General features: G+C 48.3%; 23 protein-coding genes and 1 tRNA gene. 14 read left to right on the top strand and 10 right to left on the bottom strand.

What is annotated here, in order from left to right:
- Positions 1 to 241 precede the first annotated feature (241 nt).
- The 3 genes from NBH07_RS21965 to NBH07_RS21955 are packed head-to-tail and all read left to right on the top strand — an operon-like array spanning position 242 to position 4,133.
- Positions 242 to 1,807: a glycerol-3-phosphate dehydrogenase/oxidase gene (locus tag NBH07_RS21965; RefSeq protein ID WP_009018284.1), complete on the top strand. Its 1,566-nt coding sequence runs from the start codon at positions 242 to 244 to the stop codon at positions 1,805 to 1,807.
- 32 nt (positions 1,808 to 1,839) lie between these two features.
- Positions 1,840 to 3,339 carry a glycerol kinase GlpK gene (glpK, locus tag NBH07_RS21960; RefSeq protein WP_008773317.1) on the top strand — a complete coding sequence of 500 codons (1,500 nt, stop codon included), beginning with the start codon at positions 1,840 to 1,842 and terminating at the stop codon, positions 3,337 to 3,339.
- Positions 3,340 to 3,395: 56 nt separating this feature from the next.
- Positions 3,396 to 4,133, top strand: coding sequence for an MIP/aquaporin family protein (locus NBH07_RS21955; protein ID WP_005855011.1), 738 nt, complete (start codon positions 3,396 to 3,398; stop codon positions 4,131 to 4,133).
- On the opposite strand, the gene NBH07_RS21950 is transcribed toward NBH07_RS21955, so the two are convergent.
- Genes NBH07_RS21950 through NBH07_RS21920 form a run of 7 tightly spaced genes read right to left on the bottom strand, consistent with a single transcriptional unit; the run spans position 4,099 to position 10,541 of the window.
- Positions 4,099 to 4,578 (bottom strand): HyaD/HybD family hydrogenase maturation endopeptidase, encoded by a 480-nt coding sequence (locus tag NBH07_RS21950; RefSeq protein ID WP_005865036.1) that lies wholly within the window; start codon positions 4,576 to 4,578, stop codon positions 4,099 to 4,101. The two genes, NBH07_RS21955 and NBH07_RS21950, sit on opposite strands and share 35 nt — an antisense overlap.
- Entirely contained in the window at positions 4,575 to 5,312 is a 738-nt protein-coding gene (gene cybH, locus NBH07_RS21945; protein WP_005865039.1) for a Ni/Fe-hydrogenase, b-type cytochrome subunit, read from the bottom strand. The genes NBH07_RS21950 and cybH overlap by 4 nt, the downstream gene beginning before the upstream one ends.
- Positions 5,313 to 5,326: 14 nt before the next feature.
- Positions 5,327 to 7,048: a nickel-dependent hydrogenase large subunit gene (locus tag NBH07_RS21940; protein ID WP_005855015.1), complete on the bottom strand. Its 1,722-nt coding sequence runs from the start codon at positions 7,046 to 7,048 to the stop codon at positions 5,327 to 5,329.
- A gap of 15 nt (positions 7,049 to 7,063) precedes the next feature.
- Positions 7,064 to 8,161, bottom strand: a complete 1,098-nt coding sequence (locus tag NBH07_RS21935) for a hydrogenase small subunit (protein WP_005865043.1) — start codon at positions 8,159 to 8,161, stop codon at positions 7,064 to 7,066.
- A 19-nt stretch (positions 8,162 to 8,180) separates the two neighbouring features.
- Positions 8,181 to 9,230 (bottom strand): hydrogenase expression/formation protein HypE, encoded by a 1,050-nt coding sequence (gene hypE / locus NBH07_RS21930; protein WP_009018285.1) that lies wholly within the window; start codon positions 9,228 to 9,230, stop codon positions 8,181 to 8,183.
- Positions 9,231 to 9,240: 10 nt separating this feature from the next.
- Entirely contained in the window at positions 9,241 to 10,320 is a 1,080-nt protein-coding gene (gene hypD, locus NBH07_RS21925; protein WP_009018286.1) for a hydrogenase formation protein HypD, read from the bottom strand.
- On the bottom strand, positions 10,308 to 10,541 hold the full coding sequence (locus tag NBH07_RS21920; RefSeq protein WP_005865048.1) for a HypC/HybG/HupF family hydrogenase formation chaperone: 234 nt from the start codon (positions 10,539 to 10,541) through the stop codon (positions 10,308 to 10,310). The genes hypD and NBH07_RS21920 overlap by 13 nt, the downstream gene beginning before the upstream one ends.
- Before the next feature lie 159 nt (positions 10,542 to 10,700).
- Between NBH07_RS21920 and hypF the strand changes: the two genes are divergently transcribed.
- The 4 genes from hypF (at position 10,701) to NBH07_RS21900 (ending at position 16,265) form a co-directional block, all read left to right on the top strand.
- Positions 10,701 to 12,983, top strand: coding sequence for a carbamoyltransferase HypF (gene hypF, locus NBH07_RS21915; RefSeq protein WP_005855025.1), 2,283 nt, complete (start codon positions 10,701 to 10,703; stop codon positions 12,981 to 12,983).
- Between the two features lie 12 nt (positions 12,984 to 12,995).
- On the top strand, positions 12,996 to 13,343 hold the full coding sequence (hypA, locus tag NBH07_RS21910; RefSeq protein WP_009018287.1) for a hydrogenase maturation nickel metallochaperone HypA: 348 nt from the start codon (positions 12,996 to 12,998) through the stop codon (positions 13,341 to 13,343).
- Between the two features lie 29 nt (positions 13,344 to 13,372).
- The gene (gene hypB / locus NBH07_RS21905) at positions 13,373 to 14,125 is read left to right on the top strand and encodes a hydrogenase nickel incorporation protein HypB (protein WP_008773312.1); all 753 of its coding nucleotides are present in this window, start codon (positions 13,373 to 13,375) and stop codon (positions 14,123 to 14,125) included.
- A 79-nt stretch (positions 14,126 to 14,204) separates the two neighbouring features.
- Positions 14,205 to 16,265 (top strand): acetate--CoA ligase family protein, encoded by a 2,061-nt coding sequence (locus NBH07_RS21900; RefSeq protein WP_005855031.1) that lies wholly within the window; start codon positions 14,205 to 14,207, stop codon positions 16,263 to 16,265.
- 62 nt (positions 16,266 to 16,327) lie between these two features.
- On the opposite strand, the gene NBH07_RS21895 is transcribed toward NBH07_RS21900, so the two are convergent.
- Positions 16,328 to 16,945: a recombinase family protein gene (locus NBH07_RS21895; RefSeq protein ID WP_005855033.1), complete on the bottom strand. Its 618-nt coding sequence runs from the start codon at positions 16,943 to 16,945 to the stop codon at positions 16,328 to 16,330.
- Between the two features lie 139 nt (positions 16,946 to 17,084).
- Positions 17,085 to 17,171 (bottom strand) — tRNA-Ser (locus NBH07_RS21890).
- Between the two features lie 139 nt (positions 17,172 to 17,310).
- Here NBH07_RS21890 and mltG point away from each other — a divergent pair.
- The 7 genes from mltG (at position 17,311) to NBH07_RS21855 (ending at position 26,458) form a co-directional block, all read left to right on the top strand.
- Positions 17,311 to 18,360 (top strand): endolytic transglycosylase MltG, encoded by a 1,050-nt coding sequence (mltG, locus tag NBH07_RS21885; RefSeq protein ID WP_009018288.1) that lies wholly within the window; start codon positions 17,311 to 17,313, stop codon positions 18,358 to 18,360.
- Between the two features lie 104 nt (positions 18,361 to 18,464).
- Positions 18,465 to 20,066, top strand: a complete 1,602-nt coding sequence (locus tag NBH07_RS21880) for a thiamine pyrophosphate-dependent enzyme (RefSeq protein ID WP_009018289.1) — start codon at positions 18,465 to 18,467, stop codon at positions 20,064 to 20,066.
- Complete coding sequence (locus NBH07_RS21875; RefSeq protein ID WP_005865060.1) at positions 20,063 to 20,644, top strand: indolepyruvate oxidoreductase subunit beta; 582 nt, start codon at positions 20,063 to 20,065, stop codon at positions 20,642 to 20,644. The genes NBH07_RS21880 and NBH07_RS21875 overlap by 4 nt, the downstream gene beginning before the upstream one ends.
- Before the next feature lie 213 nt (positions 20,645 to 20,857).
- Positions 20,858 to 21,367 (top strand): TlpA family protein disulfide reductase, encoded by a 510-nt coding sequence (locus NBH07_RS21870; RefSeq protein WP_029257199.1) that lies wholly within the window; start codon positions 20,858 to 20,860, stop codon positions 21,365 to 21,367.
- A 5-nt stretch (positions 21,368 to 21,372) separates the two neighbouring features.
- A complete protein-coding gene (locus tag NBH07_RS21865) occupies positions 21,373 to 22,161 on the top strand; it encodes a 4Fe-4S binding protein (RefSeq protein ID WP_009018290.1) in 789 nt (262 codons plus the stop codon).
- Positions 22,162 to 22,282: 121 nt separating this feature from the next.
- Positions 22,283 to 24,709, top strand: coding sequence for an alpha-L-rhamnosidase-related protein (locus tag NBH07_RS21860; RefSeq protein WP_009018291.1), 2,427 nt, complete (start codon positions 22,283 to 22,285; stop codon positions 24,707 to 24,709).
- Between the two features lie 18 nt (positions 24,710 to 24,727).
- Positions 24,728 to 26,458 (top strand): bifunctional metallophosphatase/5'-nucleotidase, encoded by a 1,731-nt coding sequence (locus tag NBH07_RS21855; RefSeq protein WP_156682514.1) that lies wholly within the window; start codon positions 24,728 to 24,730, stop codon positions 26,456 to 26,458.
- 240 nt (positions 26,459 to 26,698) lie between these two features.
- On the opposite strand, the gene NBH07_RS21850 is transcribed toward NBH07_RS21855, so the two are convergent.
- Positions 26,699 to 26,886, bottom strand: a 188-nt coding sequence (locus NBH07_RS21850; RefSeq protein WP_250833606.1) for a hypothetical protein, incomplete at its 5' end; no start/stop codon positions are given.

Here is a 26,886-nt window from a genome sequence, read left to right as displayed (position 1 = left end):
TTGATAATAAGAATGAAGAAGATGCAATTTCTCTTCTTCGCTGTAATGCTCATGTTTTTTGCGCATAATAATTACACATTTTATTGTTATTGAATGTGTCTACCTATATCAGCATAAGACAAACTGCAGTTATCTTTATGGAAAACAGAAAGCGCTACTGATCCTTTTTCCCAAATCCTTTGTTATACTAAGAATTAATGGTTAGATTTGTAACTGTTAATCTTAAGAAAGGAGGAGCTATATGGACCGTAGTAAAATGATTTCTCAGTTGGAAGACCCGTCTGAAGTCTTTGATTTTCTTGTGATCGGAGGAGGAGCTACCGGCATAGGTATCGCTCTGGATGCTTCGACAAGAGGATATAGAGTCGCTTTATTCGAACAATTGGATTTTACGAAAGGAACTTCCAGCCGTAGCACGAAGTTGGTCCATGGCGGTGTCCGTTATTTGGCGCAAGGAGATGTCTCCTTGGTTCTGGAAGCTTTGCGCGAACGAGGCCTGCTACGCCAGAACGCTCCCCATTTGGTAAAAGATCAAACCTTCTTAATCCCTTGTTATCGTTGGTGGGAAGGTCCGTTTTATACGATAGGCCTGATCCTATATGATGTGATGGCCGGAAAATTAGGTCTGGGACGTTCGGTTTGTATCGGTCCGAAACGGGCGCTCCGTACCATTCCGATGCTTCGTTCGAAAGGGATGACCGCCGGGGTGCTTTATCATGACGGCCAGTTCGATGATTCCCGTCTTGCGATTAATATGGTCCGCAGCTCTATCGACGCTGGCGCTTGTATCTTGAACTACGCGAAAGTCATAGGGCTTCTGAAGGACGACGACCGCAAAGTATCCGGCGTTACGGTTCGAGATGAGGAGACCGGTACGGTTTATCAAGTAAGATCCCGTTGCGTGATCAACGCTACCGGTGTCTTCGCCGATGAGATCTTGCAAATGGACGAGCCGGGCAAACGCCCGACCGTTCGCCCCAGCCAAGGAGTCCATTTGGTATTAGATTCCTCTTTCCTGCAAAGTGATTGCGCCATTATGATTCCTAAGACATCGGATGGACGTGTGTTGTTCGCCGTACCTTGGCATGATAAAGTCGTGGTAGGGACAACGGATACCTTGATGGAATCGCCGGAAAAAGAGCCGGTAGCCTTAGAGAAAGAAATCCAATTTATACTCGATACGGCCGCTAACTATTTGACCCGGCCACCCAAGCGAAGCGATGTCTTATCCGTGTTCGCGGGGCTTCGTCCGCTCGCCGCTCCCCGTAGCGAAGGTAAAAAGACAAAAGAGATATCACGTAGCCATAAATTGATCCGGGAGAAATCCGGCTTGATCACCATTATCGGAGGCAAATGGACAACCTACCGGAAAATGGCTCAAGATACCCTAGACCTAGCGATACGTTACATGCATATTCCTACAAAAGACTGTATTACCGAGCGTTACCAAATCCATGGTAGCCGGAAGAATCCGGATTTCTCCGATCCTTTATACGTATATGGTACGGATGCCGACGAAATCCGTAACTTAGTGGCCTCTTCCCCCGCCATGGCGGAGAAGTTGCATCCGGACTATGCCTATACGGTAGGAGAGGTAACTTGGCTGGTCCGTAATGAGATGCCTCGTACTTTGGAGGATGTATTGGCCCGCCGTTTGCGTATCTTATTCTTAGACGCACGGGCGGCGATGGCGATGGCTCCTAAAGTAGCGGGGATTCTGGCTACGGAATGGGGAAAGGACGAGACTTGGACCTCTGCTCAGGTAAAGGCGTTTAATGAGGTTGCCTCGAATTATATACTGAATTGACAAATTGATAAACGATACTAATATAGAAGGATATGAATTTTCGAAATAAATATGTGTTGGCGATCGATCAGGGAACCACTAGCTCCCGGGCTATCCTGTTTAATCATCAAGGAACTATTATTACGTTGGCTCAGAAGCCATTCCAACAGTATTTCCCGAAACCGGGCTGGGTAGAGCACGACCCGAATGAGATTTGGTACACCCAATCGTCTGTCATCAAGGAGGCGATGGCAAAAGCGGATGTCACGGATAGCCATATCGCCTGTATCGGAATCGCTAACCAACGGGAGACTACCATCATCTGGGACCGGGAGACTGGCTTTCCCGTATACAATGCGATCGTATGGCAGGATCGCCGTACGGCGGATTATTGCGAGGAACTTAAATCGCAAGGTTGGGCGGAACGTATCCAGCAGAAGACCGGATTGGTGATCGACGCTTATTTCTCCGCCACGAAGATAAAATGGATATTGGATAACGTAAAGGGTATCCGGGAGCGTGCGGAGCGGGGAGAGCTATGCTTCGGTACGGTAGATACTTGGCTGGTTTGGAAACTTACCCGGGGCGCTCAATTCATTACGGATGTGACGAACGCTTCCCGTACCATGCTTTTCAATATCCGTACTTTGCAATGGGATCAAGAGTTATTGGACTTGTTTACGATACCTGCCTCGATGTTACCGCAAGTGAAAGCCTGTAGCGAGGTTTACTGCGAGACATCAACTCCTATTTTTAAGAAAGGCATCCCGGTATCCGGTATGGCTGGCGACCAACAGGCGGCTCTGTTCGGCCAGCTCTGCGTAGAGGATGGTATGATCAAGACAACCTACGGAACCGGCTGCTTTATGATCCTGAATACCGGCAAGGAACCCGTTCTTTCCCAGAATAACCTATTGACAACGATCGCGTGGAAATTAGGGGATCAGACGACCTATGCGCTGGAAGGTAGTGTCTTTGTGGGAGGTGCCGTCGTTCAATGGTTGAGGGATGGGATCGGCTTGATTCCGAATGCCTCGATTACGGAGCAAATGGCGAAATCCGTCAGTGATAATGGGGGTGTTTATTTTGTGCCGGCGTTAACGGGTTTGGGTGCGCCGTATTGGGATCAATACGCACGTGGCGCTATTATCGGGATTACCCGCGGAACTACGGCGGCTCATTTAACCCGTGCGGCTTTGGAGGGCATCTGCTATCAAGTATATGATGTATTGATGGCCATGGAAAACGATATTCACGCCAAGCCGAAAGAGATTCGGGTAGATGGCGGTGCTATCGCTAATAACTTCTTGATGCAATTCCAGTCCGATATCTGCCGCTGTCCGGTCGTACGTCCGAATGTATTGGAGACGACTGCTTTGGGAGCCGCTTATTTGGCGGGCTTGGCGATCGGCTATTGGAAGGATATCGATGAACTGAAAGAACAATGGTGCTTGGATAAGGTCTTTAACCCACAAATGAAAGAGGATACCGCCCGTAAATTATTGAACGAATGGCATAAGGCGGTGGGGCGTTCTCAGAATTGGGCTGAATAATGAAAATCATCTTATAGGCAGATTAACAAGTTAACAAATTCTTAAATTATTATCTTATGTCTCCATTTTTAGCGGAATTATTAGGGACTATGCTCTTGATCCTGATGGGAGGAGGAGTTGTAGCGAATGTCTGTTTGTCGAAAACAAAAGGCAATGGAGCGGGCTGGATAGCGATAACGACCGCTTGGGCTTTAGGCGTATTTATCGGTGTTGTGGTAGCCGGCCCTTATAGTGGCGCACATTTGAATCCGGCGGTATCGATCGGCTTGGCGATCGGAGGGACTTTCCCTTGGTGTGATGTATGTACTTATATAGCCGGGCAAATGATAGGTGCCGCTTTGGGCGCTTTATTGGTCTGGCTGGTTTATAAGGATCACTTCAACGCTACGGATGATCCGGATGCGGAATTAGGCGTATTCTGTACGAGTCCTGCTATCAAAGATTATCCAATTAATTTCTTAGGTGAGATGATCGGTACGTTCGCCTTGATGTTTGTCGTATTTTTTATAACGGACGGAGAACTAACCTACGAAAGCAATAGTACCTTGCCGATAGGTTTAGGTTCGGTAGGTGCCATTCCGGTAGCGTTTACGGTCTGGGTAATCGGTCTTTCCTTAGGTGGAACTACCGGTTATGCGATTAACCCTGCCCGTGATTTAGCTCCCCGGTTCATACACTTTATTTTGCCGATCAAGGGAAAAGGCAGCAGCCATTGGGAGTATGCTTGGGTACCTGTTTTAGGGCCGATAGCTGGGGCCGCTATTGCCGGTATGCTCTATTATGTATTGAAATAATCTCTTGTATCATCCGGATCACTTTCGGAACCGCCGCCTTTACCTCGGGTGTCAGATCCATTCCGACCTCGTTGATATTGAGGGCGGAGATGACAATGAGATGGGTTTCCGGGAGATCGTCGGTTAGGATCATGGCGTCGATCATATCTTTTAGACCGATCTCGTGGGCGCTCATGAGCGGGGGAAAGTCGGTGGCGTAACGAGGTTGGATCAGACGGACGGTGCCCGGAGGGTTATTATCCAGCGTGGCGTCGATCATGATGATACGGTCATATCCTTGCAGCCAACTTAATAAATGAAGTCCTCCCGTGCCCCCGTCCATCAAATGGACGTGAGCCGGGAGCTTCTCGTTTTCTAAAGCCTTGATAACGTGTATGCCTACACCTTCGTCTTTCAGCAATAAATTGCCTACTCCTAATACTAATGTTTCCTTCTCCACTTTCATCCTTTTTTAGCGATCTTAGTGATAGTCTCGGCAGTCTCGGTTACCTCTTCCTTGTCCGCTATGTCTTCCTCGATAAACTTCCAGCCACCGATGATGGACGAAGTCTCGCCACGTTGCTCGATATAGTCATGATAAAATACCAGATAAATATGAACGATAGCGAAAAGGATGAAGAACCACATCAGGAAATGATGAATCTGGCGAGCCATCAAGTCCCCGCCCATCAACGGGATGGTCCATGCGAACAATTGTGGGAAGAAAGACTGACTCATCTTGGCGTATAGGCCGAATCCAGTGATACTTTGTAACAAAAATGCCCAGAAAGTTCCGAAATAAATTAAGCTAGCCAAGGCGTTATGCCCGATACTGTCTACCGGTTTGTTCTTAATCATCAAGATATCTACCTTGATCACCTCCAATACCTCTTTCCATTGGGATTTCTTTAAAGGGATGAAGTTATTCCATCTGGCATAACGATTCCCGACGAATCCCCAATAAAGCCGGAATACGAAATTGAAGAAGAATACGAACGCTGTTACGAAATGGATAAACCGAACCACGCCGAACCAATAGCTGAAATAAGCCTCCGAAGCGGACATGATCGCGGGAGGATCGGCGATGATAAAGCCTGTCACGCAGAGTATGACGATACAGAGCGCATTCACCCAATGATAGATACGTACGGGTAATTCCCATACATACACTTCTCTTAAACGTTTCTTACGACTCTTCATGGCTCTATTGCTTTTTAGAATGTATCAACTTGGTGCACATATTTTCCTTCCTCGTCATACAGATGCACGGCACAAGCCAGACAAGGATCGAAAGAGTGGATCGTCCGAAGAATCTCTAAGGGTTGCTTCGGATCGTATATCGGCGTACCGATCAAAGCGGACTCGTAGGCGGACAATACGCCGTTCTCATCCCTCGGTGAGGCGTTCCAAGTAGTAGGCACTACCATCTGGTAGTTCTTTACCCGGTTCTTGTCGATCACGATAAAATGGGCTAATGCTCCACGGGGAGCTTCGGCCAATCCTACGCCTTGCTCATGATCGGGCCAGTTCTCCCGTTCCCATTCGGCACTGTTTGCCATCCGGGAATCCCCGTTTTCGAGGTTCTTGATCAATTGGTTGAAAAACTCAAGGGCCCAGTCCGCTGCCATTCTACATTCCAATCCACGAGCAGCGGTGCGTCCTAGGGTAGAGAATAAAGCATCTACCGGCAAGTCGAGCTGACGTAAAGTCTCGTCTACGATACTCTTTTGGGGTTCCTTCCCTGCGGCGTAGGCTACGATCAAACGAGCTAACGGACCCACTTCCATTGGTTCCTGTTTCCACCGTGGCGTCTTGATCCAACTATATTTATCCTCTACGTCCAATAACTTATAGGGGGGACGAGGGCCAGTATATTCCAGATGGGTCTCTCCCTCGTAGGGATGCAAACCGGCTTTGTCTCCTTGCGTGTATTTATACCATGAATGATAAATGTACTCCTTGATTTCTTCCGGGGAGTTAGCGTCTACGGGATGTACCTTGCTAAGGTCACGATCCAAGACGATTCCTCTGGGGATCTTATAACTTTCCACTTCCCCGAGATCGAACACCGGGTAGTCTCCGTAAGACAAATAGTTTCGTACTCCTCCGCCAATCTTACTCCATTTGTCTTTATAGACGTTGGCGATCATCAATAAATCCGGGATATAAACTTGATTGATGAATGTTTTCGCCTCCTCTAGTTTCTGCTTTACCAGAGCGAGTCGATCTGCGTTGATCGCATTGGCCTCATTTAAGTCGATGCTGCAAGGCATACCGCCTACGATATAGTTTGGATGCGGATTCTTGCCCCCGAACACAGCGTGTACCTTGACGACCTCTTTCTGCCATTCCAATGCGTCCAGATAATGGACGGTAGCGATAAGGTTCTGTTCCGGCGTAAGTTTATAGTCCGGATGTCCCCAATACCCATTGGCGAATATACCAAGCTGCCCGCTGGCAACGAACTTCTTTAGTCGTTCTTGAGTGGCGGTGAAATACCCCTCGGTATTCTTTGCCCATGGAGAAAGTTGCTGGGCAAGTAAAGCGGCGGCTTTCGGATCGGCTTTTAAGGCGGATACCACATCTACCCAATCCAATGCATGCAATTGATAGAAATGCACCGTATGGTCATGCATGTACAATACGGCTTGCATGATATTACGAACCATACTGGCGTTGGGAGGGATCACGATACCCCGTGCGTTCTCGACCGCCCGTACCGAGGCAAGCGAGTGGATGGAAGTACATACGCCGCAAACACGGCCTACGAAAGCCCATACATCCCGGGGATCCCGGTCTTTTACGATATTCTCGATGCCCCGCACCATGGTACCCGAGCTATAGGCGTTCTTGATAGTGCCACCTTCTATTTCAGCCTCTACCCGCAGGTGGCCTTCTATACGGGTAATGGGGTCTATGACAATTCTTTCTGACATGATAGTAGTGTTTTATTAGATCGTAGATTTACTTTCCGGCTCATCATTGTCGATAAGCTCTTTTTTCCGTATGTTAGTCGCTACGGCATGTACGGCGATACCGGCGGCGGTAGCGGCTCCTAGAGCCAGACCGATCTGATCCGCCGTGGCCTCGATACCGAATCCGTGTATATCGGGCATACGTTTATAGAACGGGCTGTTGTCCCAGAAATTCTCCTCGCTGCAACCTAAACAGGGGTGACCGCTTTGGATTGGGTAACTGGTGCCCTCGTTCCATTTGATGATACCGCACGAGTTATAGGTGCTTGGACCTTTGCATCCCACTTTATACAGGCAGTAGCCATGCTTGGCATTCTCATCGTCGAAGCTCTCCACGAACAAACCGGCGTCGAAATTCGCACGGCGGTAGCACGTATCATGTACCCGGCGTGAGTAGAACATCTTCGGACGGCCCAATCCATCCAATTGTGGCATACGATCGAAGGTCAACATATAGATAATGACACCCGCCATCACGTCGGCGATCGGAGGACAGCCTTGTACATTAATAATAGGTTTACCTTTGATGACTTTATGGATACCTTTAGCGCCGGTAGGATTCGGGTTCGCCGCTTGCACGCAACCGGCGGAAGCGCAGTTGCCCCAAGCGATGATCGCTTTAGCTCCTGCGGCGGCCTCTTCGGTGATCTGCAAGGCACTCTTGCCGCCTACGCAACAATAAGCCTCGTCTTTTGTAGGTAACGATCCCTCGATCATCAGCAGATAATTGCCGTAATATTTTTTCATGGTCTCTTCCTTAGCGGCCTCGGCCTGTTCGCCGGCGGCGGCCATCAGCGTCTCGGTATAGTCTAGGGAAATCTTGTCTAACAACAAGGTAGCCACGATCGGGTGGGCGGCACGGATAAACGATTCGGTACAACAGGTACATTCCTGTAGGTGTAGCCAGATGATCGGAAGGCGGGGTTTCGTCTCCAAGGCATTTACTACCTGTGCCACTCCCGAAGCCTCCAATCCCATCAGGGCGGCCATGGTGGTACAGAACTTCAGGAAGTCCCGGCGGGAGATGCCTTTCTGACGGCACTCTTCGTAAACGGACGGTCTTTTATTTTCCATATCTCAGCAATTAAGTATTCTAACAAATACGGGGGAGTTGCTCCCCGCTTAGCATATCGATGATCCGGTAGTTACCGTATAATGTCTTCATCTTGACCCGGGCTTGCTCTCCGCTTTGCTTGGTGATACGGCCGATAACGGTCGCTTGCCTGCCCTCCTCAAAACGTCTCATAAGGGGTAACGCTTGTTCCGCAAGGCTTTCCGGCAGGATCACAAGAACCAATCCTTCGTTCGCTATATAGAGTGGGTCTAATCCTAGCATCTCGGATGCGGCACGTACCGCTTCCGGAATAGGCAGGGCGTCTTCGTCCAGCAGGATATCCACACCAGCGTCTTGGGCGATCTCGTTGAGGGTTCCGCTTACGCCACCTCGGGTGGGGTCACGTAAGACATGTACCTCTCCTATAGTATGTAACAGCTCAGAAATCATAATGTTTAGCGAAGCGGTATCACTTTTTAGATCCGTCTCGAATCCCAAGCTTTCCCGTGCGGAAAGGATCGTGATACCATGTAGACCAATCGGGCCGCTACAAATGACGACATCGCCGGGAGTGGCTTGGTCTGGGGCGATTCGTATGCCCGGAGGGACGATCCCGATCCCACTGGTGTTGATAAACAATTTATCGCACTTGCCCCGTTCCACCACTTTTGTGTCCCCGGCTACGATCTGTACGCCGGCACGCTCCGCCGCACGTTTCATGGATTGTACGATACGCTGAAGATCTGCTAGAGGCAAGCCCTCTTCCAGTATAAACCCGGCGGTCAGATACAAAGGACGGGCACCGCAACAAGCCAGATCGTTAACGGTCCCGTTGATCGCCAGATCACCGATATCTCCTCCGGGGAAAAAGATCGGGTCTACCACGAAGGAGTCGGTAGAGTAGGCCAGTCGCCCTTCTTCCATAAGAAACACGCATCCGTCATGATCCTGCTCCGATAATGGGTTCCGGAAAGCCGGATAAAATACTTGGCTGATCAGTTGGTGTGTCATGCGTCCTCCCCCTCCGTGCGCCAGTAGCACACGGTCTGAGTCGGTAAAAGGAATCGGGCAATTCAAGTGTATATCCATATCTTTCTATCTATTTATATCTATAGTAAGCGGCACAAACCCCTTCCGAGGAGACCATCGGGGCTCCTAAGGGATGGGTGGGATGGCAGGCCTTCCCGAAATGGGGACAGTCCGAGGGTTGTCTCAAACCTCTCATAATCAGTCCGGCGATACATTCGGATGCGATCCGGTTTTCTTCCGGACGCAATTGAAATCTCATTCGGGAGGAATATCTTTTATATTCGGACCGAAGTTGAAGCCCGCTGGAGGGGATGATTCCGATGCCCCGCCAGTCTTGGTCGCAAGGTTCCAGCATCTCGTCCATAAGTTGGCGGGCGGCGGCATTCCCTTGTTCGGGGACGGCCCGTTTGTAAGCGTTCTCTACCTCATAACTTCCGGCTTCCAACTGGGAGATACAGCGGTAGATACCATATAATAGATCTACCGGCTCGAATCCGGTGACGACCATCGGGATTTTATATCGGGCGGTTAATCGGTGATAGGCCCTGTTGCCTGTGATGGCGCAGACATGTCCGGCTGTCAGGAAACCGTCTACTTTACTTTCCGGATCGGATAAGATAGCCTCGATAGCGGGTGGTACCGTGAATAGGGAAGTCAATATGGAAAAGTTCGGAAGTCCTCGGCGTATGGCCTCTTTCAAAGCCATGAGGTGGACAGGTGCGGTCGTCTCAAAACCAATTGCGAAGAATACGATTTCCTTATCCGGGTTCTCCTCGGCCAGTGATAGGGCATCCAAGGGCGTATATAGCATACGGATATCCGCTCCTCTCGCTTTTACGCTCAATAAATCCTCCTTACTTCCCGGAACTCGCATCATATCCCCGAAAGAGGCTAAGATCACATTCGGCTGTGTCGCCAACTTCAAGGCGTAGTCGATTGTCTCGACCGGTGTTACACAGACCGGGCAACCCGGCCCATGGAGCAGTTGAAGATCCGGTGGCAACATCTCTTCCAGCCGATAACGGGCGATAGCATGTGTTTGCCCGCCACAAATCTCCATGATATACCAAGGTCGTGTCACCTTTTTGCGGATGGCCTCCAGAAGAGTTTGTACCTTCTCGTTGCTTCTATATTCGTCTACGAAACGCACTTTTGTAATTCTTTAAGGTCTTTCAGTGTTTCCTCCGCTTCTTTCTCATCTACAACAGATATAGCGATCCCTGCGTGAGCGAGGATATAATCCCCCTGTTTCACATCCACCCATTCAATACATATATTCTTTAGGATGCCTCCGAAATCAACTTTAGCCATGGTCATTTCGGGGATGCTTCGATCGATTGAGATAATCTTTCCGGGTACCGCTAAACACATATCGTTTCAATTTATTTAATAACCTCAAAGATACTTAATATGTTTAAGAGGGAAAGATAAAATTGATAAATATTATTTATAAGATGATAGATCATATCTCTTTAGTAAATACGATAGTCGATTCGTGTCTGATTAGACATTTATTCCTATATTTGTGCTATGGCGAAGAATAAAGTATATGCGTTGATTATTCAAGGCTTGGTTCAAGGGGTTGGTTTTCGCCCTTTTATCTACCGGATCGCTAAAGATCTGGGGATGAAAGGTTGTGTGGAGAATATGAATAATGGAGTACGTATATTGGTTGCCGCTACTCCGGATGATCGGGATTTGCTGATAAGTCGTATACGGACCGAGCATCCTCGTGTCGCTTATATCCATCGGATCTCCTATACATCTACGGAAATGGATGAAGATGATTTTGACGATTTTACGATTACGCCCAGCCATTCAGAATCGGATGAGGTCACGCAGGTCTCCCCGGATATCGCTGTTTGTGCGGATTGTATGCGAGACCGGACTACGCAACCCCATCGAATCGGATATCCTTTTATTAATTGTACGCATTGTGGCCCTCGTTTCTCTATTATCCGGGACCTTCCTTACGACCGTTCGCAGACAACGATGGGCGGTTTCCTTATGTGTCCCGATTGTGAGAAAGAATATACGAATGTTATCGATCGCCGTTTCCATGCCCAACCGGTCGCTTGCAATCATTGTGGCCCGACTTATTACGCGACTTATAACGAGGAGACTTATATCGATTATGAGACCTTATTGAAACTTACCTCTCGTCTATTGCTTGGTGGAGAGGTTATTGCGGCTAAAGGAATCGGAGGCTATCATTTGATTTGTGATGCCTCGAACGAGAGAGCGGTTGCCCGTCTGCGAGAGATAAAGCAGCGGGATACCAAACCATTCGCTGTTATGTTCCGTGATTTGGAACATTTGCAGGTCTATACGGCTACGGAACCGATGGAGGAGCGATGCCTCGTCTCTTGGCGCCGTCCGATCGTGCTGCTGAGGCAACGGAGCCGGTTAGCTTCCGGAATCAATCCGGGCATGCATACGCTAGGATGTATGTTGTCTTATATGCCGATTCATTACGATTGGTTTGCTCGTACAGGGATACCTGCGTTGGTAATGACCAGCGGGAATCTAAGCGATTTGCCAATAGCGATCACCCCGGAGGATGCGGAGGCGCAATTAGCGGGAAAGGTAGCGATCCTCTTGCATCATAATCGCCCGATCCATAACCGGGTAGATGATTCTGTATTGCAGGTCTGCGGAGGACAACCCTGCTTGATCCGTCGTTCCCGAGGCTATGTGCCGGAACCCTTTTTCACGGATACAAATGTGGAAGGGATCATGGCTTTCGGTGCGGAGAAAGTGAACACGTTCGCTTTGGGAAAAGGAGAGACGATCCTGCAAAGTCAATATATTGGCGACTTAAAGAACTGGGAGACTTTCCGGTTCTATACGGAATCTATGGAGCGGTTTCGTCATTTGTTTCGTTTCAATCTCCAGCGATTGGTTTGTGATCTGCATCCGGATTATCTTTCCAGCCAAGAGGCGGAACGTATCTCGAAATCTCTTTCCTTACCTTTATTAAAGGTACAACATCATCATGCTCATGCCGCTGCTTGTATGTTGGAGCATGGTTTGAATGAGCCGGTTCTCGCTATCGTGATGGATGGGACAGGTCTGGGTGATGATGGTAAGGTTTGGGGAGGCGAGTTCTTCTTTTGTGACCGAGCGAAATACCGTCGCCTTTCCCATTTTGAGTATGTCCCGTTACCGGGAGGCGACAAGGCGGCTGAGGAGCCATGGCGAATGGTTGTCGCCTATTTGTGGCATTATTTCAAGGACGAACCGTCGGGTATTCCTTATCCGGCCGATTTCGTGGAACGCATAGGCACGGAAAGGATCGCTATGCTTGAACGAATGATGGAGAAAGGTGTGAATACACCCTATACATCCAGCGCTGGCCGGCTGTTTGATGCGGTAGCTTCTTTATTGGGGATTTGCGATGTCTCCAGCCACCAAGCGGAGGCTCCGGTCTTATTGGAGCAGGCGGCGATGGGAGAGAGGAACGCTTATGCGTATCCAGTCTCGGCGGAGGGAGAGGAAATCTCTTTTTATTCTTTGTTTGAGGCATTATTGCATGATAAGACGAACGAGGTCCCGGTGAGCTTGATATCCGCCCGTTTCCATACGACATTGGCTTCCTTGTTTGTGCAGAAAGCCCGCTTGTTGATTAAACGGACGAAAGCGACACAAGTGGTTATCTCGGGAGGATGTTTCCAGAATAAATTATTGACGGAGTCGATGAGGAGACAGTTCATCATGGCTGGGGTCCCCGTCTATATTCCGTCTCGTATACCTTGTAACGATGGGGGGATAGCCGTGGGGCAATTAACGATCGCCTCGGTGACTCCCTTTTAAAAGAGATCAGATATGCATGAGTTGTCTATAGCCCGTAGCATCGTGGAGCTGGTCGAGGAACAAGCGGATAACCGGGGAGCCTCGGTGGTCGAAGAGTTGGAGTTAGAGATAGGACATTTGTCCGGCGTAGAGATCCAAACCTTAGAGTTCGCATTGGATAGCGCCATAAAAGGTAGCAAGCTGGAAAAGGCCCGGATTATCCGTCATTATATTGAGGGGGAAGGACAGTGTAGCGACTGTGAGACCATTTTCCCAATAAACGCCTTGTTTTCCCCTTGTCCCCATTGTGGCTCCTATTTAGTTAAAATCCTTAAAGGGAAGGAACTTCGGGTGAAGTCGATTGTTATTAAAAAGGAATGATATATTAATGAAATAAAAACTTAAATACTATGTGCGGAACTTGCGGATGCGGAGAGCATCATCACCATCACGATCATACGCATGAGCATTCTCATGGCCATGAACATCATCACCATCCTGATGAAGGGATCGTAATCAATCTGGAACAAGATATACTTCAACGTAACAACTTATTGGCGGAGCGAAACCGGGGATATTTCGAGGCTAAGAGCCTGTTCTGCCTGAACTTGATGAGTTCGCCCGGATCCGGTAAGACAACTTTGCTGGAAGAGACGATCCGCCGTTTGAAAGCGAAGCGACCGATCTATGTGATAGAAGGCGATCAACAAACCTCAAACGATGCCGACCGTATAGCGGCGTTGGAGATTCCCGTGTTTCAGGTAAATACCGGTACCGGCTGTCATTTGGAAGCCGACATGGTCAATCATGCCGTTAAGCATCTGAATCCGAAGGAGGGAGCGATCCTTTTTATAGAGAATGTCGGCAATCTGGTCTGTCCGGCCATGTTCGATCTCGGAGAGTCCAAGAAAGTCGTTATCGTGAGTACGACGGAGGGAGATGATAAACCGTTGAAATACCCACATATCTTTCAGGAGGCAGATATCTGCGTAATCAACAAGATTGATCTGGCTCCTTATCTGAATACAAAAGTGGAAGTGCTTCGGGAAAACGCCTTGAAGGTAAATCACCATCTCCAGATATTCGAGGTGTCCGCCACGAAAGGAGACGGGATGGATGCATGGTGTGACTGGTTGCAGACAGAGAGTGCAAAGTGTAAATAAATACCCCGGGTTTTAATGAATAAATGGAGAAAAAAACTATATTTGCTCCCATTCATTGAATCTAACTAATCAAAATGTTATGATTAACCGAGAATTGATTAATCCTCAAAGCATCGTAGTGGTGGGAGGTTCCAACAACGTACATAAACCGGGCGGTCGTATCGTGCGAAACCTGTTGGATGGAAAATATAAAGGAGAATTATGTGTGGTAAACGCCAAGGAGACAGATGTGCAAGGCGTCAAGTCTTATCCTTCTGTACATGATATCCCGGAGACTGAGTTGGCGATCATCTCGATTCCGAGTAAATCGTGCCCCGAGGTGATGGAAGTGCTGGCCCGGCAAAAGGGGGTAAAAGCTTTTATCGTGATCTCGGCCGGCTTCGGCGAGGAGACACACGAGGGCGGTATCTTGGAGCAACAGATGCTGGATGTCGTGAATGAGGCGGGAGCTTCCTTGATCGGCCCGAACTGTATCGGGTTGATGAATATGAATTATCATGGCGTGTTTACGCAACCGATACCGGAATTCCATCCCGATGGCGTGGATTTCATCTCTAGCTCCGGCGGTACGGCCTTGTTCATTATCGAGTCGGCGCTGACAAAAGGGCTGCGTTTCTCTTCTGTTTGGTCGGTTGGGAACTCCAAGCAGAATGGAGTAGAGGATATCCTTGAATATATGGATCGGAACTTTGATCCGGTATTGGATTCCAAGATCAAGATGTTGTATATCGAGCAAATCAAGCAACCGGATAAATTGTTGTATCATGCGTCTTCCTTGATACGTAAGGGATGCAAGATCGCCGCTATCAAGGCGGGAAGTACGGAGTCGGGAAAGCGAGCTGCCTCTTCGCATACGGGCGCTATCGCTAGTTCGGACTCTGCCGTGGAGGCTTTGTTCCGTAAGGCGGGTATCGTGCGTTGTTTTAGCCGTGAGGAATTGACTACCGTGGCGAGTATCTTTACCTTGAAAGACGTGAAAGGGAAGAATTGTGCGATCGTGACACATGCCGGAGGGCCTGCGGTAATGCTGGCGGACGCTTTATCCAAGGGGCGTTTGAATGTTCCTAGTTTGGAAGGCCCTATCGCTGATGAGTTGAAATCCAAACTGTATCCGGGTGCCGCTGTCGGTAATCCGATTGATATTATCGGTACGGGGACACCGGAACATCTGGCTACAGCCATCGATTTCTGTGAGAATCGTTTCGATAATGTGGATTTGATGATGGTCATCTTCGGTAGTCCCGGTTTGGTAAAACTTTATGATACCTACGAGGTACTTCATAAAAAGATGGAAGAGTGCAAGAAGCCGATCTTCCCGATATTACCGTCTATCGTAACGGCCGGACCGGAGGTGAAGAGCTTTGTCAAGAAAGGCCATGTGAACTTCTCGGACGAGGTGACATTGGGTACTGCCCTTTCACGGGTGATCAATACGCCGAAACCGATGAGCACGGATATCCAGCTATATGGCGTGGATGTACCGGAAGTTCGTCGTATCATAGACCGGTTGCCGGGTAGCGGTTATTTAAATCCGGAGGAAGTGCGTACATTGTTGCGTGCCGCTAATATCCCGTTAGTGGAGGAATATGCTTCGGATGATAGGGATGCGTTGCTGGCTTTTGCCAAGAAGGTGAAATATCCGGTGGTAGCCAAGGTTGTAGGGCCTGTGCATAAGAGCGATATCGGTGGTGTGGCCTTGAATATCCGTGGAGAAGAGCATTTATTGTTCGAGTATGAACGTATGATGCGTCTGCCGGGTGTTACGGGCATCATGGTACAACCGATGTTGAAAGGACAGGAATTATTCTTGGGAGCTAAATATGAGGATCGTTTCGGCCATGTGGTACTTTGCGGGTTGGGTGGAATCTTCGTGGAGGTATTGAAAGATGTGTCTTATGGTTTGGCTCCGTTGTCATACGATGAGACTTATTCAATGATTCGTTCTTTGAGAGGGTATCCGATCATTAAAGGTACACGTGGGCAAAAGGGTATCGACGAGCAACAATATGCGGACATTATCGTTCGCCTCTCTACCTTATTGCGTTTTGCCAGCGAGATAAAGGAAATGGATATAAATCCGTTGGTGGCTACGGATAGAGGCTTGTTCGCTGTAGACGCCCGTATCCGTATAGAGAAATAAAAAAACAAGCTCCTTTCACTACTGAATGCTAATATACTTAGCAGAGGTGAAAGGAGCTTTTCTTATTTTTTAGTCTTCTTCTTTTTCTTATCGGGAAGATACTCTTTCAGAAAGCGTTTGAAGCTACTTAACGATACATTGTATTTCTCCGCTATCTGAGCGTAAGTCAAGCTCGGGTCTTTCAAGTCTTTCTCGATTTGTTCCTTATAAGGCTCCAAGCGTCCCATTTGTTGACTACCTTTCGGACGGCCCAGCACCACACCTTTACTTCTGATCAAGGCAAGGGCTTCCTTCGTACGGATAGAGACCAGCTTTCGCTCGATCTCAGAGACCAGACCGAAGGTAAAGGCCAAAGTCTTACTGTCGATATTATCCTCGAACACATATCCGTCGCTTACGCTACGGAGCGTTACCTTTCGCTCTATACAAAGCAAAATGATATGGATGATCTCGATCATCTTACGGCTCACACGGGATATATCGGACACAAGTATCTCATCCCCGGGACTTAAAGATTTGACAATACTTTCCAGTCTGCGGTTCGCACGAGGACTATTTCCCACCTCTTTAGCCCACTTCCCGATCTCTATCTTCTGAGATTCTGCAAATTCCCGGATCACAGCTTCTTGGACCTCGGAGTTTTGCTTATTGTTATATGTTCGGATAAAAGCAATTGTCATAATGTATATATTTAATTATCTCCTTTTAATAACAGATCGACTTACGATAAGTTCAAATATGACAAATATATGAAACACTTTAATTCGGTTGGCTTAAAAACAAAAAAACCAACTAATAAATTTATTAGTTGGCTCTTTGCGGAAGCGGGGGGATTCGAACCCCCGGTACCCTAACGAGTACGTCAGTTTAGCAAACTGGTGGTTTCAGCCACTCACCCACACTTCCTTGTGTGTTCTGTGCTTCTTCCTTAGAATTGCGATGCAAAGGTAGAACTATAATTTTAAATAAACAAGGCTTTGTACATCATTTTTTTCGAAAAAAGATACTACTTTTGTGCCTTATTCTGATATTCAATAGATTATTCATGGATTTGAACAAACAAATTTTATCGAGGCGTCCGATAATTATCGCCTTGATAGCGATTCTCGTTGTTTTGATAGGCGGTGGAGGCTTTTGGGTGTACCGTTTGGCTTGGGCTCCGAATTTTAAGCCGGATAAGACGGTCTATGTCTATATAGATGATAAAAAGGATTTTGATGATCTTTGCCGGCAGTTGAGTGATTCGGCGAACTGTCTCCGTATCGGTAGCTTTAAGCAATTGAGTGGATTGTTGAAGTATCCTGCGTCCATGCGTACCGGTCGATACGCCGTGAAACCCGGCATGAGTAATTTAACCTTATTGAATGACTTGCGGAGAGGACATCAAGTAGCGACCCGGGTTACTTTTAATAATATCCGTTTCAAGGAAGATTTGGCGGAACGTATAAGTGATCAATTGATGTTCGGGAAGGAAAATCTCCTGCGTCTATTGAATGATTCCGTGTATTGCGACTCTTTAGGTTTTACCCCGGAAACGATCCATGCCCTTTTCATTCCTAATACCTATGAGATTTATTGGAATATATCCGCGGATAAATTTATACGTCGCATGAAGCGTGAATATGACGCTTTCTGGACACCGGAACGATTGAAAAAGGCAGAGGAGATCGGGCTTACTCCAGTTGAGGTATCTATCTTGGCTTCTATCGTAGAAGAGGAAACGGCGGCATCGGACGAATATCCAATCGTGGCGGGTCTTTATATCAACCGCCTTCGTGCCGGTATTCCTTTACAGGCGGACCCTACCGTAAAGTTTGCGGTGGGGGATTTTTCTTTGCAACGTATCTTATTTGAGCATTTGGAAATAGATTCTCCCTATAATACCTATAAATATGCGGGCCTACCTCCCGGTCCTCTACGGATTCCTACTATCAAGGGCTTGAATAGCGTATTGAATCATACGAAACATAAATACTTATACATGTGCGCTAAGGAGGATTTCTCGGGACGGCATAATTTCGCCGTGACGTTGGCGGAGCATAACCGCAATGCCAACCGGTATCGGGCGGAGTTGAATAGGCGCCGGATACGGTAATGGATCTAGTATAAATCATAAGTCTCTCATTCTAAATTGAACATTTTTCATTACCTTTGGCAGCTAAATAGTGTGAATAGTCAATATTAAGAAAACAGATACACATGGAAAAACATTTATTTTTGGGGGACGAGGCCATAGCGCAAGCCGCTATAGACGCTGGAATCTCCGGGGTGTACGCATACCCGGGAACCCCTTCTACTGAAATCACAGAATATATCCAAGGTTCTCCGGTAACGAAGGAAAGAGGTATCCATTGTCGCTGGAGCGCAAATGAGAAAACCGCCATGGAAGCCGCTTTGGGTATGTGCTATGCCGGTAAACGTGCGCTTTGCTGCATGAAGCACGTGGGTTTGAATGTAGCCGCCGATTGCTTTATGAACGCCGCTATGAGCGGTATCAACGGAGGTATGATCATCCTTACGGCCGACGACCCATCCATGCACTCTTCCCAGAATGAGCAAGACAACCGTCTTTATGGCAATTTCGCCATGATCCCGATGTTTGAGCCATCCAGCCAGCAAGAGGCTTATGATATGGTATATCATGGATTCGAGTTATCCGAGAAATTAGGGTATCCTATCTTGCTGCGTGTAACGACCCGTATGGCGCATTCTCGTGCCGGTGTCGTAACCAGCCCGTTGAAGCCGGAGAACCGGATGAATTGTCCGGAAGACGGTCGCCAACGTTTTATCTTACTCCCGGCATTGGCCCGTAAACGTTTCAAGAGTTTGCTGGCGTCTCAAGAGGCTTTCACGGAAGCTTCCGAGAATTCCGCATATAATAAGTATTTCGATGCCCCGAATAAAGACTTGGGTATCATCACGACGGGTATCGCTTTCAATTATCTTTCCGAGAATTATCCGGACGGTTTCGAGCATCCCGTATTGAAGATCTCCCAGTATCCACTTCCGAGAAAGCAAATCGAGAAGATCGTTGGCGAGTGTAAGGAGATCTTGGTGCTGGAAGAGGGATATCCGGTTGTGGAGGAGCAATTGAAGGGTTTCTTGGGGAAGGGAGTGACGGTTCATGGCCGTTTGGACGGTACGCTTCAGCGTGACGGCGAGCTTACGCCAGACGCGGTAGGCAAAGCCTTGGGTAAGGAGATCCAGAGCTATTATGCGATCCCCGAGGTGGTTGAGCAACGTCCGCCCGCATTGTGCCAAGGTTGTGGACACCGGGATATGTATGAGGCCTTGAACGAGGTGATCGCCGAGTATAACGGTACGGCTAAGGTGTTTGGCGATATCGGCTGTTATACCTTGGGAGCTTTGCCTCCTTTCCGTGCGATCGATTCTTGTATCGATATGGGGGCCTCTATCACGATGGCGAAGGGTGCTTCCGACGCGGGTGTATTCCCGGCTATCTCCGTGATCGGCGATTCTACGTTTACCCATTCCGGTATGACTGGTTTGCTGGATTGCGTGAACGAGAACACGAATATCACCATCGTTATCTCCGATAATGAGACAACGGCCATGACCGGAGGGCAGGATTCCGCCGGAACGGGACGTCTGGAATCTATCTGCGCCGGTATCGGTGTGGACCCGGCTCACATCCGTGTGATGGTTCCTTTAAAAAAGAACTTCGAGGAGATGAAGTCTATCATCCGTGAGGAAATCGAGTACAAGGGCGTATCCGTATTGATCCCCCGCCGTGAGTGTATCCAGACATTAACCAGAAAGAAAAAAGCAAGCAAGAAATGAAAACAGATATTATACTATCAGGTGTAGGAGGACAGGGTATCCTTTCTATCGCCGCCGTTATTGGAGAAGCCGCCTTAAAAGAAGGTCTGTATATGAAGCAAGCGGAAGTACACGGTATGAGTCAACGGGGGGGAGACGTGCAGTCTAACCTGCGTCTTTCCGACGAGCCGATCGCCTCGGACTTGATCCCGAAGGGCCACGCCGATTTGATCATCTCCTTGGAACCGATGGAGAGCTTGCGTTATCTGCCTTACCTGAAGAAAGAGGGTTGGCTGGTGACGAACTCCCGTCCGTTCGTGAACATCCCGAACTATCCGGAGATCGAGAAAGTGAACGCCGAGTTGGACAAACTCCCTCACAAGGTCGTATTGGACGTGGAGGAGATCGCCAAGGAAGCGGGTTCTGTCCGTGCCGCCAATATCGTGATGCTGGGGGCTGCTACCCCATTTATCGGGATCGAGTATGATAAGATCGAGGCGGGAATCCGTCAGATATTCGGTCGTAAGGGCGAGGATATAGTTAATATGAACCTAAAGGCGTTGAAAGCCGGTTATGACTTAGCGCAAAGTCTGCGGTAAATCTTTTTCCGGGTTTGCATGATATCAGCGTACGTGACATCTCCGGGTTTCACGTACGTTTTTTTTAACATCTAACCCCCTAGAACTTTTAGAAGAGCTGTCGAGGGGTAGGTACGGCACCGTAGAACTTTCGTAAGCCTTAGAATTATGCGGTTTGATGAGAATTTTAATGTATCTTTGTCGCTGAATCCTAAACGAGAAATGATTAAGGTTATGAAGAAGTATTTATTGGTTAGTTTACTAGCGTTATTGGCTTTCGTAGGCAAAGCTCAGGAGGATAATTCCGATATCGTGAAGGTCGGTGATACTATGCCGTCATTTACGATTGTTTCCGACAACGGGAGTAAGTTGCAGTCCGCTTCGTTGAAGGGAAAAGTGATCCTCGTGAATTTTTTCGCCACTTGGTGTCCTCCTTGCCAAAAAGAATTGGCCGCTGTCCAACAAACCCTCTGGCCGAAATACAAGAACAACAAGGACTTCGTTCTCTTGGTGATCGGGCGTGAGCATTCCGATGCCGATCTACAGAAATATAACGAGAAAAAAGGCTTCGATTTTCCATTGTATCCCGATAAGGACCGGGCTATTTTCGGCGCTTTCGCCAAGAACTTGATCCCTCGTGGCTATTTGGTCGGAAAAGATGGGAAGATCATTTATACGAGCAAAGGCTATACCGATGAGGAATTTGCTGAGTTAATGACTAAAATAGAGGGTGCGTTAAAATAAGAATCATGAAATATAGTAACATACATTTAATTTATTTTTCTCCGACACACACGTCCGCCAAGATCGCTTATGCGATAGCGGAAGGAATGGGTGCCACTTCGATGTCCGAGTCTGATGTCACTTGTGAGAGTCTGGATATGGAAGAGTATATTGATGATGAGCTGACGATTATAGCCGCTCCTGTATACGGTGGCCGTGTGGCGGAGACTGCCATGGAACGTTTTCGCATGTTCCGTTCTGCCCACCATGCGCCGGTAGTCCCCGTGGTATTGTATGGGAACCGGGATTATGAGGATGCCTTGAAAGAGCTCTGTGATTTAGTGTCGGAGCAGGGGTTCGTACCTGTGGCTGCCGGAGCGTTTATCGGCGAGCATTCTTTCAGCCGCAAGGGGATGCCCATTGCCGAGGGGCGTCCGGACGAGTCGGATCTTAATCAGGCTACGGAATTCGGGAAAAAGATTATCGAGGAGCTGGAGAAGGTTTCCTGCGTGGAATGCTTGTCCGCCTTGGAGGTGAAAGGTAATTTCCCGTATCGGGTGAAAGGCCCTTCCACTCCTCAAGCTCCTGTTACGGATAACGATTTATGTACGCAATGTGAGTATTGCGTGGATGTGTGTCCTACACATGCGATATCCTTGGCAGACGAGGGTATGTATAGCGACCCGAACCTATGTATCAAATGTTGCGCCTGCGTGAAAGAGTGTCCCGAGGGCGCACGTACTTTCGATACTCCTTACACGGCGATGCTCCATAAGAACTTTAGCGCACGCCGGGAGCCGGAGATATTCTTCTAATGGAGGACCGGGTATCCGGTATATTGTGAGGGAAAGCGTCAAAAGGCAAAAGTTCTTTTGGCGCTTTCTCTTTTTTTGTACCTTTGTTCGGATCGTTAATCTCAAATAATACCGTGTTTGTATGAAAACCTATTTATTCCTTTTGCTTTTTGTGTTTCAAGCCTTCTCCCTTTCCTCCCAGATTAGCCTGAAAGGGTATAATCAGGAGAAGATCGATCCTTCTCTTTTCGAGGGACGATGGAAAGCCCGTTGGATCTCCTACCCGGGTGAGGCCCCGAATGTATATGGGGTCTATCATTTTCGTAAATCGTTCGATCTGGAGGTGGTTCCTTCCCGGTTTATCGTCCATGTTTCCGCCGATAACCGTTATAAATTATATGTAAACGGGAAATTGGTATCCTTGGGCCCGGCCCGTGGGGATATCTATAACTGGAGTTTCGAGACGGTGGATCTGGCTCCTTATCTGAGGAAAGGGAAGAATACGCTGGCCTCCGTTGTCTGGAATTATGCCGAGCGTAAACCTGTCGCCCAGATCAGTTACGATCAGACGGGTTTTATCCTGCAAGGCAATACGGGGCATGAGGCGGTGGTAAATACGGATACCACTTGGGTCTGCCTGCGTAATAAGGCGTATGCTCCTTGGACCGAATGGCAGGTATTGGGGTATTACGTGGCTGGCCCGGGCGAGGAACTGGAAGCCTCCGCTTATCCTTGGGGCTGGGAACAACCGGATTACGACGACAGGAAATGGGAGAAGGCCGTACGGGGCATGGAGGGTGCCACGAAAGGATCGAGAGATTACCCGGGACGGTTGCTGGTTCCTAGCCCGATACCTCCGATGGACAGCCGGATCGAGCGTCTGGCCAAGCTCCGCCGGTCGGAAGGGATCGAATGCCCGCAAGGATTTCCTTACTGGCCAAAAGCTTTGACGATCCCGGCGAATACGGAGGTCCGCTTGCTTCTGGATAATGATTACCTGACGACGGGTTATTTCTCCTTAGCCTTCAGCAAAGGAAAGGAGGCCGAGATCCATATCGGTTATTCGGAAGCCCTCTATAAGCAAGAAGAGGAATCGACCACTAAATCGTATGCGTTGAATGGCAAGGGACATCGGGACGAGTTGACGGATAAGCAGTTTATCGGGTACGGGGATAAGATACTGGCTGATGGGGGAGATAATCGTCTCTTCACGTCCCTGTGGTGGCGTACATGGAGATATGTGGAGTTGAAAGTGAAGACGGCTTCCGAGCCTTTGGTGATCGAGGATATGTATGGGACTTTCTCTGCCTATCCTTTCCGTAACGAGACCACTTTCTCCGCTCCGGGACATGAGGAGCTGGGCCGTATGCTCGAGATAGGATGGCGTACCGCCCGTCTGTGCGCCAATGAGACGTATATGGACTGCCCGTATTACGAGCAACTGCAATATTTCGGGGATACACGCATACAGGCAATGATTTCCATGTATAATACATCAGACCCTTATATGGTGAAGAATGCCATAGAGCAAGGACGGCAGTCCATGGTGGCGGAAGGGATTACGATGAGCCGATATCCGTCTAGCGTACATCAGTTTATATCCTCGTTCTCTCTCTGGTGGATTTGTATGGGGCACGATTATTGGATGTACCGTGGGGATGAGGCATACATGAAGACCTTGCTTCCCGCTTACCGTCAGGTTTTGTCGTGGTACGAGCAATGGTTGAAGCCGGATTATAGTTTGTCGTACGTTCCTCATTGGTTCTTCGTGGATTGGGCGGCCGGTTTTGATTATGGCGAGCCGATACGGGAGAAAGAGGGAAACTCGGCGCTCCAAGATTTGATGTATATAATGACCTTGGAGTTTGCGGCGGAGATGGAACAAGCGATCGGCCTCCCTGCCATGGCGGATCATTACCGGAAGATCGCTACCGAGATGCGTAAGACGATCCGCCCGAAATATTGGGACGCTGCCCGTAATCTATTCGCCGATACGCAGGATCATCGTGGCTATTCCCAGCATGTGAACGCCTTGGCGATCTTGACTGGGGTTACGAAAGGAGAGGAGGCCGTAAAGGTGATGAACCAAACCTTGGCGGATACGAGCTTGATCCAGTGTACGATCTATTTCCGTTATTACTTGAATCAAGCGTTGAAAGCTTCCGGTTTAGGGGATCAGTTCTTGGATAACTTACAAATATGGCGGGATCAGATGGCGTTGGGATTGACCACATGGGCCGAGATGCCGGAGCCATCCCGTTCTGATTGCCATGCTTGGGGAGCCAGTCCGAATATCGAGTTTTACCGGATCTTGTTGGGGATAGATAGCGATGCTCCCGGATTTAGGAAGATACGGATCGCTCCGTCTTTGGGAAAACTGAAGGAGGTTTCCGGTACGATCCCACATCCGCTTGGAAGCGTGACCGCCGCTTATAAATTGAATGAAAGAGGTGAGGGAACCGCCCGTCTGGTCTTGCCGGAAGGTACTACGGGTATATTTATTTGGGATGGAAAAGAAATCCCGTTGAAACCGGGCGAACAGGTTATTTCGTTATCTTCGCGTCATTAATCTATCTAAAATCCTGATATGAGACGAGTTTATTCAATTGCCTTATTGCTGCTGGTCGCTCTCGGTCTGTCGGCGACAACGAAGGAAGTAAAGTTGAAATTAGTGGAAACCAGTGATATCCATGGAAACTTCTTCCCGTATAATTTTATCGAGCAGCGGGAGTGGGGAGGAAGTCTGGCACGGGTATATTCGTTCGTGCAAGAAGAACGCCGGGCGTATGGCGATAACCTTTTGCTATTGGATAATGGCGATATCTTGCAAGGACAACCTTCGGCGTATTATTACAATTTCATGGATACGGTCTCTACGCATATAGCTTCCGCCATGATGAATTATATGGGGTACAATGCGGGAAATATGGGTAACCATGATGTAGAGGCTGGCCATGCCGTTTTCGATCGTTGGATCAAACAATGTGATTTCCCAATCTTGGGTGCCAATATTATCCGTACCTCCGACCGGGAGACCTATTTAAAGCCCTATGAGGTATTTGAGCGTGACGGTGTGAAGATCGTTGTACTGGGGATGATTACTCCGGCTATTCCTGTATGGTTGCCGGAGACTCTGTGGCAAGGTCTTTATTTCGCCGATATGGAAGAGACGGCCCGTAAATGGATGAAGATCATTCAGGAGAAGGAGAAGCCGGATGTTGTGGTAGGTATCTTTCATGCGGGAAACGAGGCTCGTACCATGTCCGGCCAGTACCGTGAGGATGCGTCGATGGAGGTTGCCCAGCGCATTCCGGGCTTCGATGTGGTTATGATGGGGCATGATCATCGCCGGTATTGTGGTAAGGTGGCGAATATCGAGGGAGATTCCGTGTTACTGATAAATCCGGCAAGTAATGGGCGTGTAGTCGGTTCCGTTGATGTCGTGTTAAAGATGGAGCATGGAAAGGTTTTGGACAAACAAGTATCGGGTGTTTTGACGGATGTGGATAAGTTGGAGCCTAGCGAGGAGTTTATGGAGAAATTCGCTCCGCAATACAAAGCGGTGAATGATTTTGTCTCCGAGAAGGTGGGAACTTTTACGGAGAGTATCGCGACCCGTCCCGCTTACTTTGGGCCATCCGCTTTTATTGATTTTATTCACTCTTTACAATTGGAGTTGACTGGTGCGGACGTCTCTTTTGCCGCCCCGTTATCCTTTGACGCAAAAATAGATAAAGGGGATATCACGATCAGCGATATGTTCAGTCTTTACAAATATGAGAATATGCTTTATACGATGAATTTGACGGGAGCCGAGATCAAAGGCTTCTTGGAGGAATCGTACGCTATGTGGACCAACCGGATGAAATCTCCGGACGATCATCTCTTATTATTGAAAGAGAGAAAGAAAGGACAGGAGAATTACGCCTCGTTCGTCAACTTCAGTTTTAACTTTGACTCTGCGGCCGGTATCATTTACACCGTGGATGTAACGAAACCCAAGGGCGAGAAGATCACGATCTTGAAAATGGCGGATGGTAAGCCTTTCGACGAGAATAAAACGTATAAGGTAGCTCTCAACTCTTACCGGGGTAACGGAGGAGGCGAGCTATTGACGAAAGGGGCCGGCATTCCCCAAGACGAGTTAAAGAGCCGTATCATTCATTCGACCGATAAAGACCTCCGTTATTATATGATTCAATATATAAAGGAAAAGGGCGTACTTAGCCCACAACCTTTAAACCAATGGCAAATGATCCCGCAGGATTGGACGAGACTGGCGGCCGAACGGGATTGTAAGTTTCTTTTCGGGGAATGAGTTTCCGTCCTTGAAGTGTCTGGTTTGCGATAGTATCTCAATGGGAAACGGTGGTAAAGTCAATGGAATAGAGATGGTTTCTCAATGACTTTACGGCCGTGTCCCATTGACTTTTTTGTATCCCGTATTAGGGATGTTGCTGATAGGTTAGGGCGCAAGGGGCGCATCTTTACGTATGTTTCTAAAACTTTTTCTGTAAATAACGTTTATACCCCTCTTGTCTGTAGAGTGATGTAAATATTATTTTTCTAAAAGTGTTTCTTTGAAAGCGTAAAGATGCGCCTTTTGCGCCCTAGGATTTTTACCGGGGAATTTTCCTGATGCCTTAACATGTGGATATACAGTTGTTTGTGTGGTTCTTCCCTCTTCGGCTTTTTGGGTCTTTGGGGGGCGATATAATGGGTCCTTACCCACGTTTACGTGATCCG

The sequence above is a fragment of the Parabacteroides sp. B2-S-102 genome (assembly GCF_023656665.1).
GTDB lineage: Bacteria > Bacteroidota > Bacteroidia > Bacteroidales > Tannerellaceae > Parabacteroides > Parabacteroides distasonis.
This window is presented reverse-complemented; position numbering and strand designations above follow the sequence as displayed.

Coding starts and splice junctions, on each gene's coding strand:
- NBH07_RS21950 (WP_005865036.1), bottom strand. CDS start 4,578: ATGAAAGTGGAGAAGGAAACATTAGTATTAGGAGTAGGCAATTTATTG.
- NBH07_RS21900 (WP_005855031.1), top strand. CDS start 14,205: ATGATTAACCGAGAATTGATTAATCCTCAAAGCATCGTAGTGGTGGGA.
- NBH07_RS21965 (WP_009018284.1), top strand. CDS start 242: ATGGACCGTAGTAAAATGATTTCTCAGTTGGAAGACCCGTCTGAAGTC.
- mltG (WP_009018288.1), top strand. CDS start 17,311: ATGGATTTGAACAAACAAATTTTATCGAGGCGTCCGATAATTATCGCC.
- hypE (WP_009018285.1), bottom strand. CDS start 9,230: ATGGATATACACTTGAATTGCCCGATTCCTTTTACCGACTCAGACCGT.
- hypB (WP_008773312.1), top strand. CDS start 13,373: ATGTGCGGAACTTGCGGATGCGGAGAGCATCATCACCATCACGATCAT.
- NBH07_RS21880 (WP_009018289.1), top strand. CDS start 18,465: ATGGAAAAACATTTATTTTTGGGGGACGAGGCCATAGCGCAAGCCGCT.
- NBH07_RS21940 (WP_005855015.1), bottom strand. CDS start 7,048: ATGTCAGAAAGAATTGTCATAGACCCCATTACCCGTATAGAAGGCCAC.
- NBH07_RS21935 (WP_005865043.1), bottom strand. CDS start 8,161: ATGGAAAATAAAAGACCGTCCGTTTACGAAGAGTGCCGTCAGAAAGGC.
- NBH07_RS21855 (WP_156682514.1), top strand. CDS start 24,728: ATGAGACGAGTTTATTCAATTGCCTTATTGCTGCTGGTCGCTCTCGGT.
- NBH07_RS21860 (WP_009018291.1), top strand. CDS start 22,283: ATGAAAACCTATTTATTCCTTTTGCTTTTTGTGTTTCAAGCCTTCTCC.
- NBH07_RS21875 (WP_005865060.1), top strand. CDS start 20,063: ATGAAAACAGATATTATACTATCAGGTGTAGGAGGACAGGGTATCCTT.
- NBH07_RS21920 (WP_005865048.1), bottom strand. CDS start 10,541: ATGTGTTTAGCGGTACCCGGAAAGATTATCTCAATCGATCGAAGCATC.
- hypA (WP_009018287.1), top strand. CDS start 12,996: ATGCATGAGTTGTCTATAGCCCGTAGCATCGTGGAGCTGGTCGAGGAA.
- glpK (WP_008773317.1), top strand. CDS start 1,840: ATGAATTTTCGAAATAAATATGTGTTGGCGATCGATCAGGGAACCACT.
- NBH07_RS21955 (WP_005855011.1), top strand. CDS start 3,396: ATGTCTCCATTTTTAGCGGAATTATTAGGGACTATGCTCTTGATCCTG.
- hypF (WP_005855025.1), top strand. CDS start 10,701: ATGGCGAAGAATAAAGTATATGCGTTGATTATTCAAGGCTTGGTTCAA.
- NBH07_RS21870 (WP_029257199.1), top strand. CDS start 20,858: ATGAAGAAGTATTTATTGGTTAGTTTACTAGCGTTATTGGCTTTCGTA.
- cybH (WP_005865039.1), bottom strand. CDS start 5,312: ATGAAGAGTCGTAAGAAACGTTTAAGAGAAGTGTATGTATGGGAATTA.
- NBH07_RS21865 (WP_009018290.1), top strand. CDS start 21,373: ATGAAATATAGTAACATACATTTAATTTATTTTTCTCCGACACACACG.
- NBH07_RS21895 (WP_005855033.1), bottom strand. CDS start 16,945: ATGACAATTGCTTTTATCCGAACATATAACAATAAGCAAAACTCCGAG.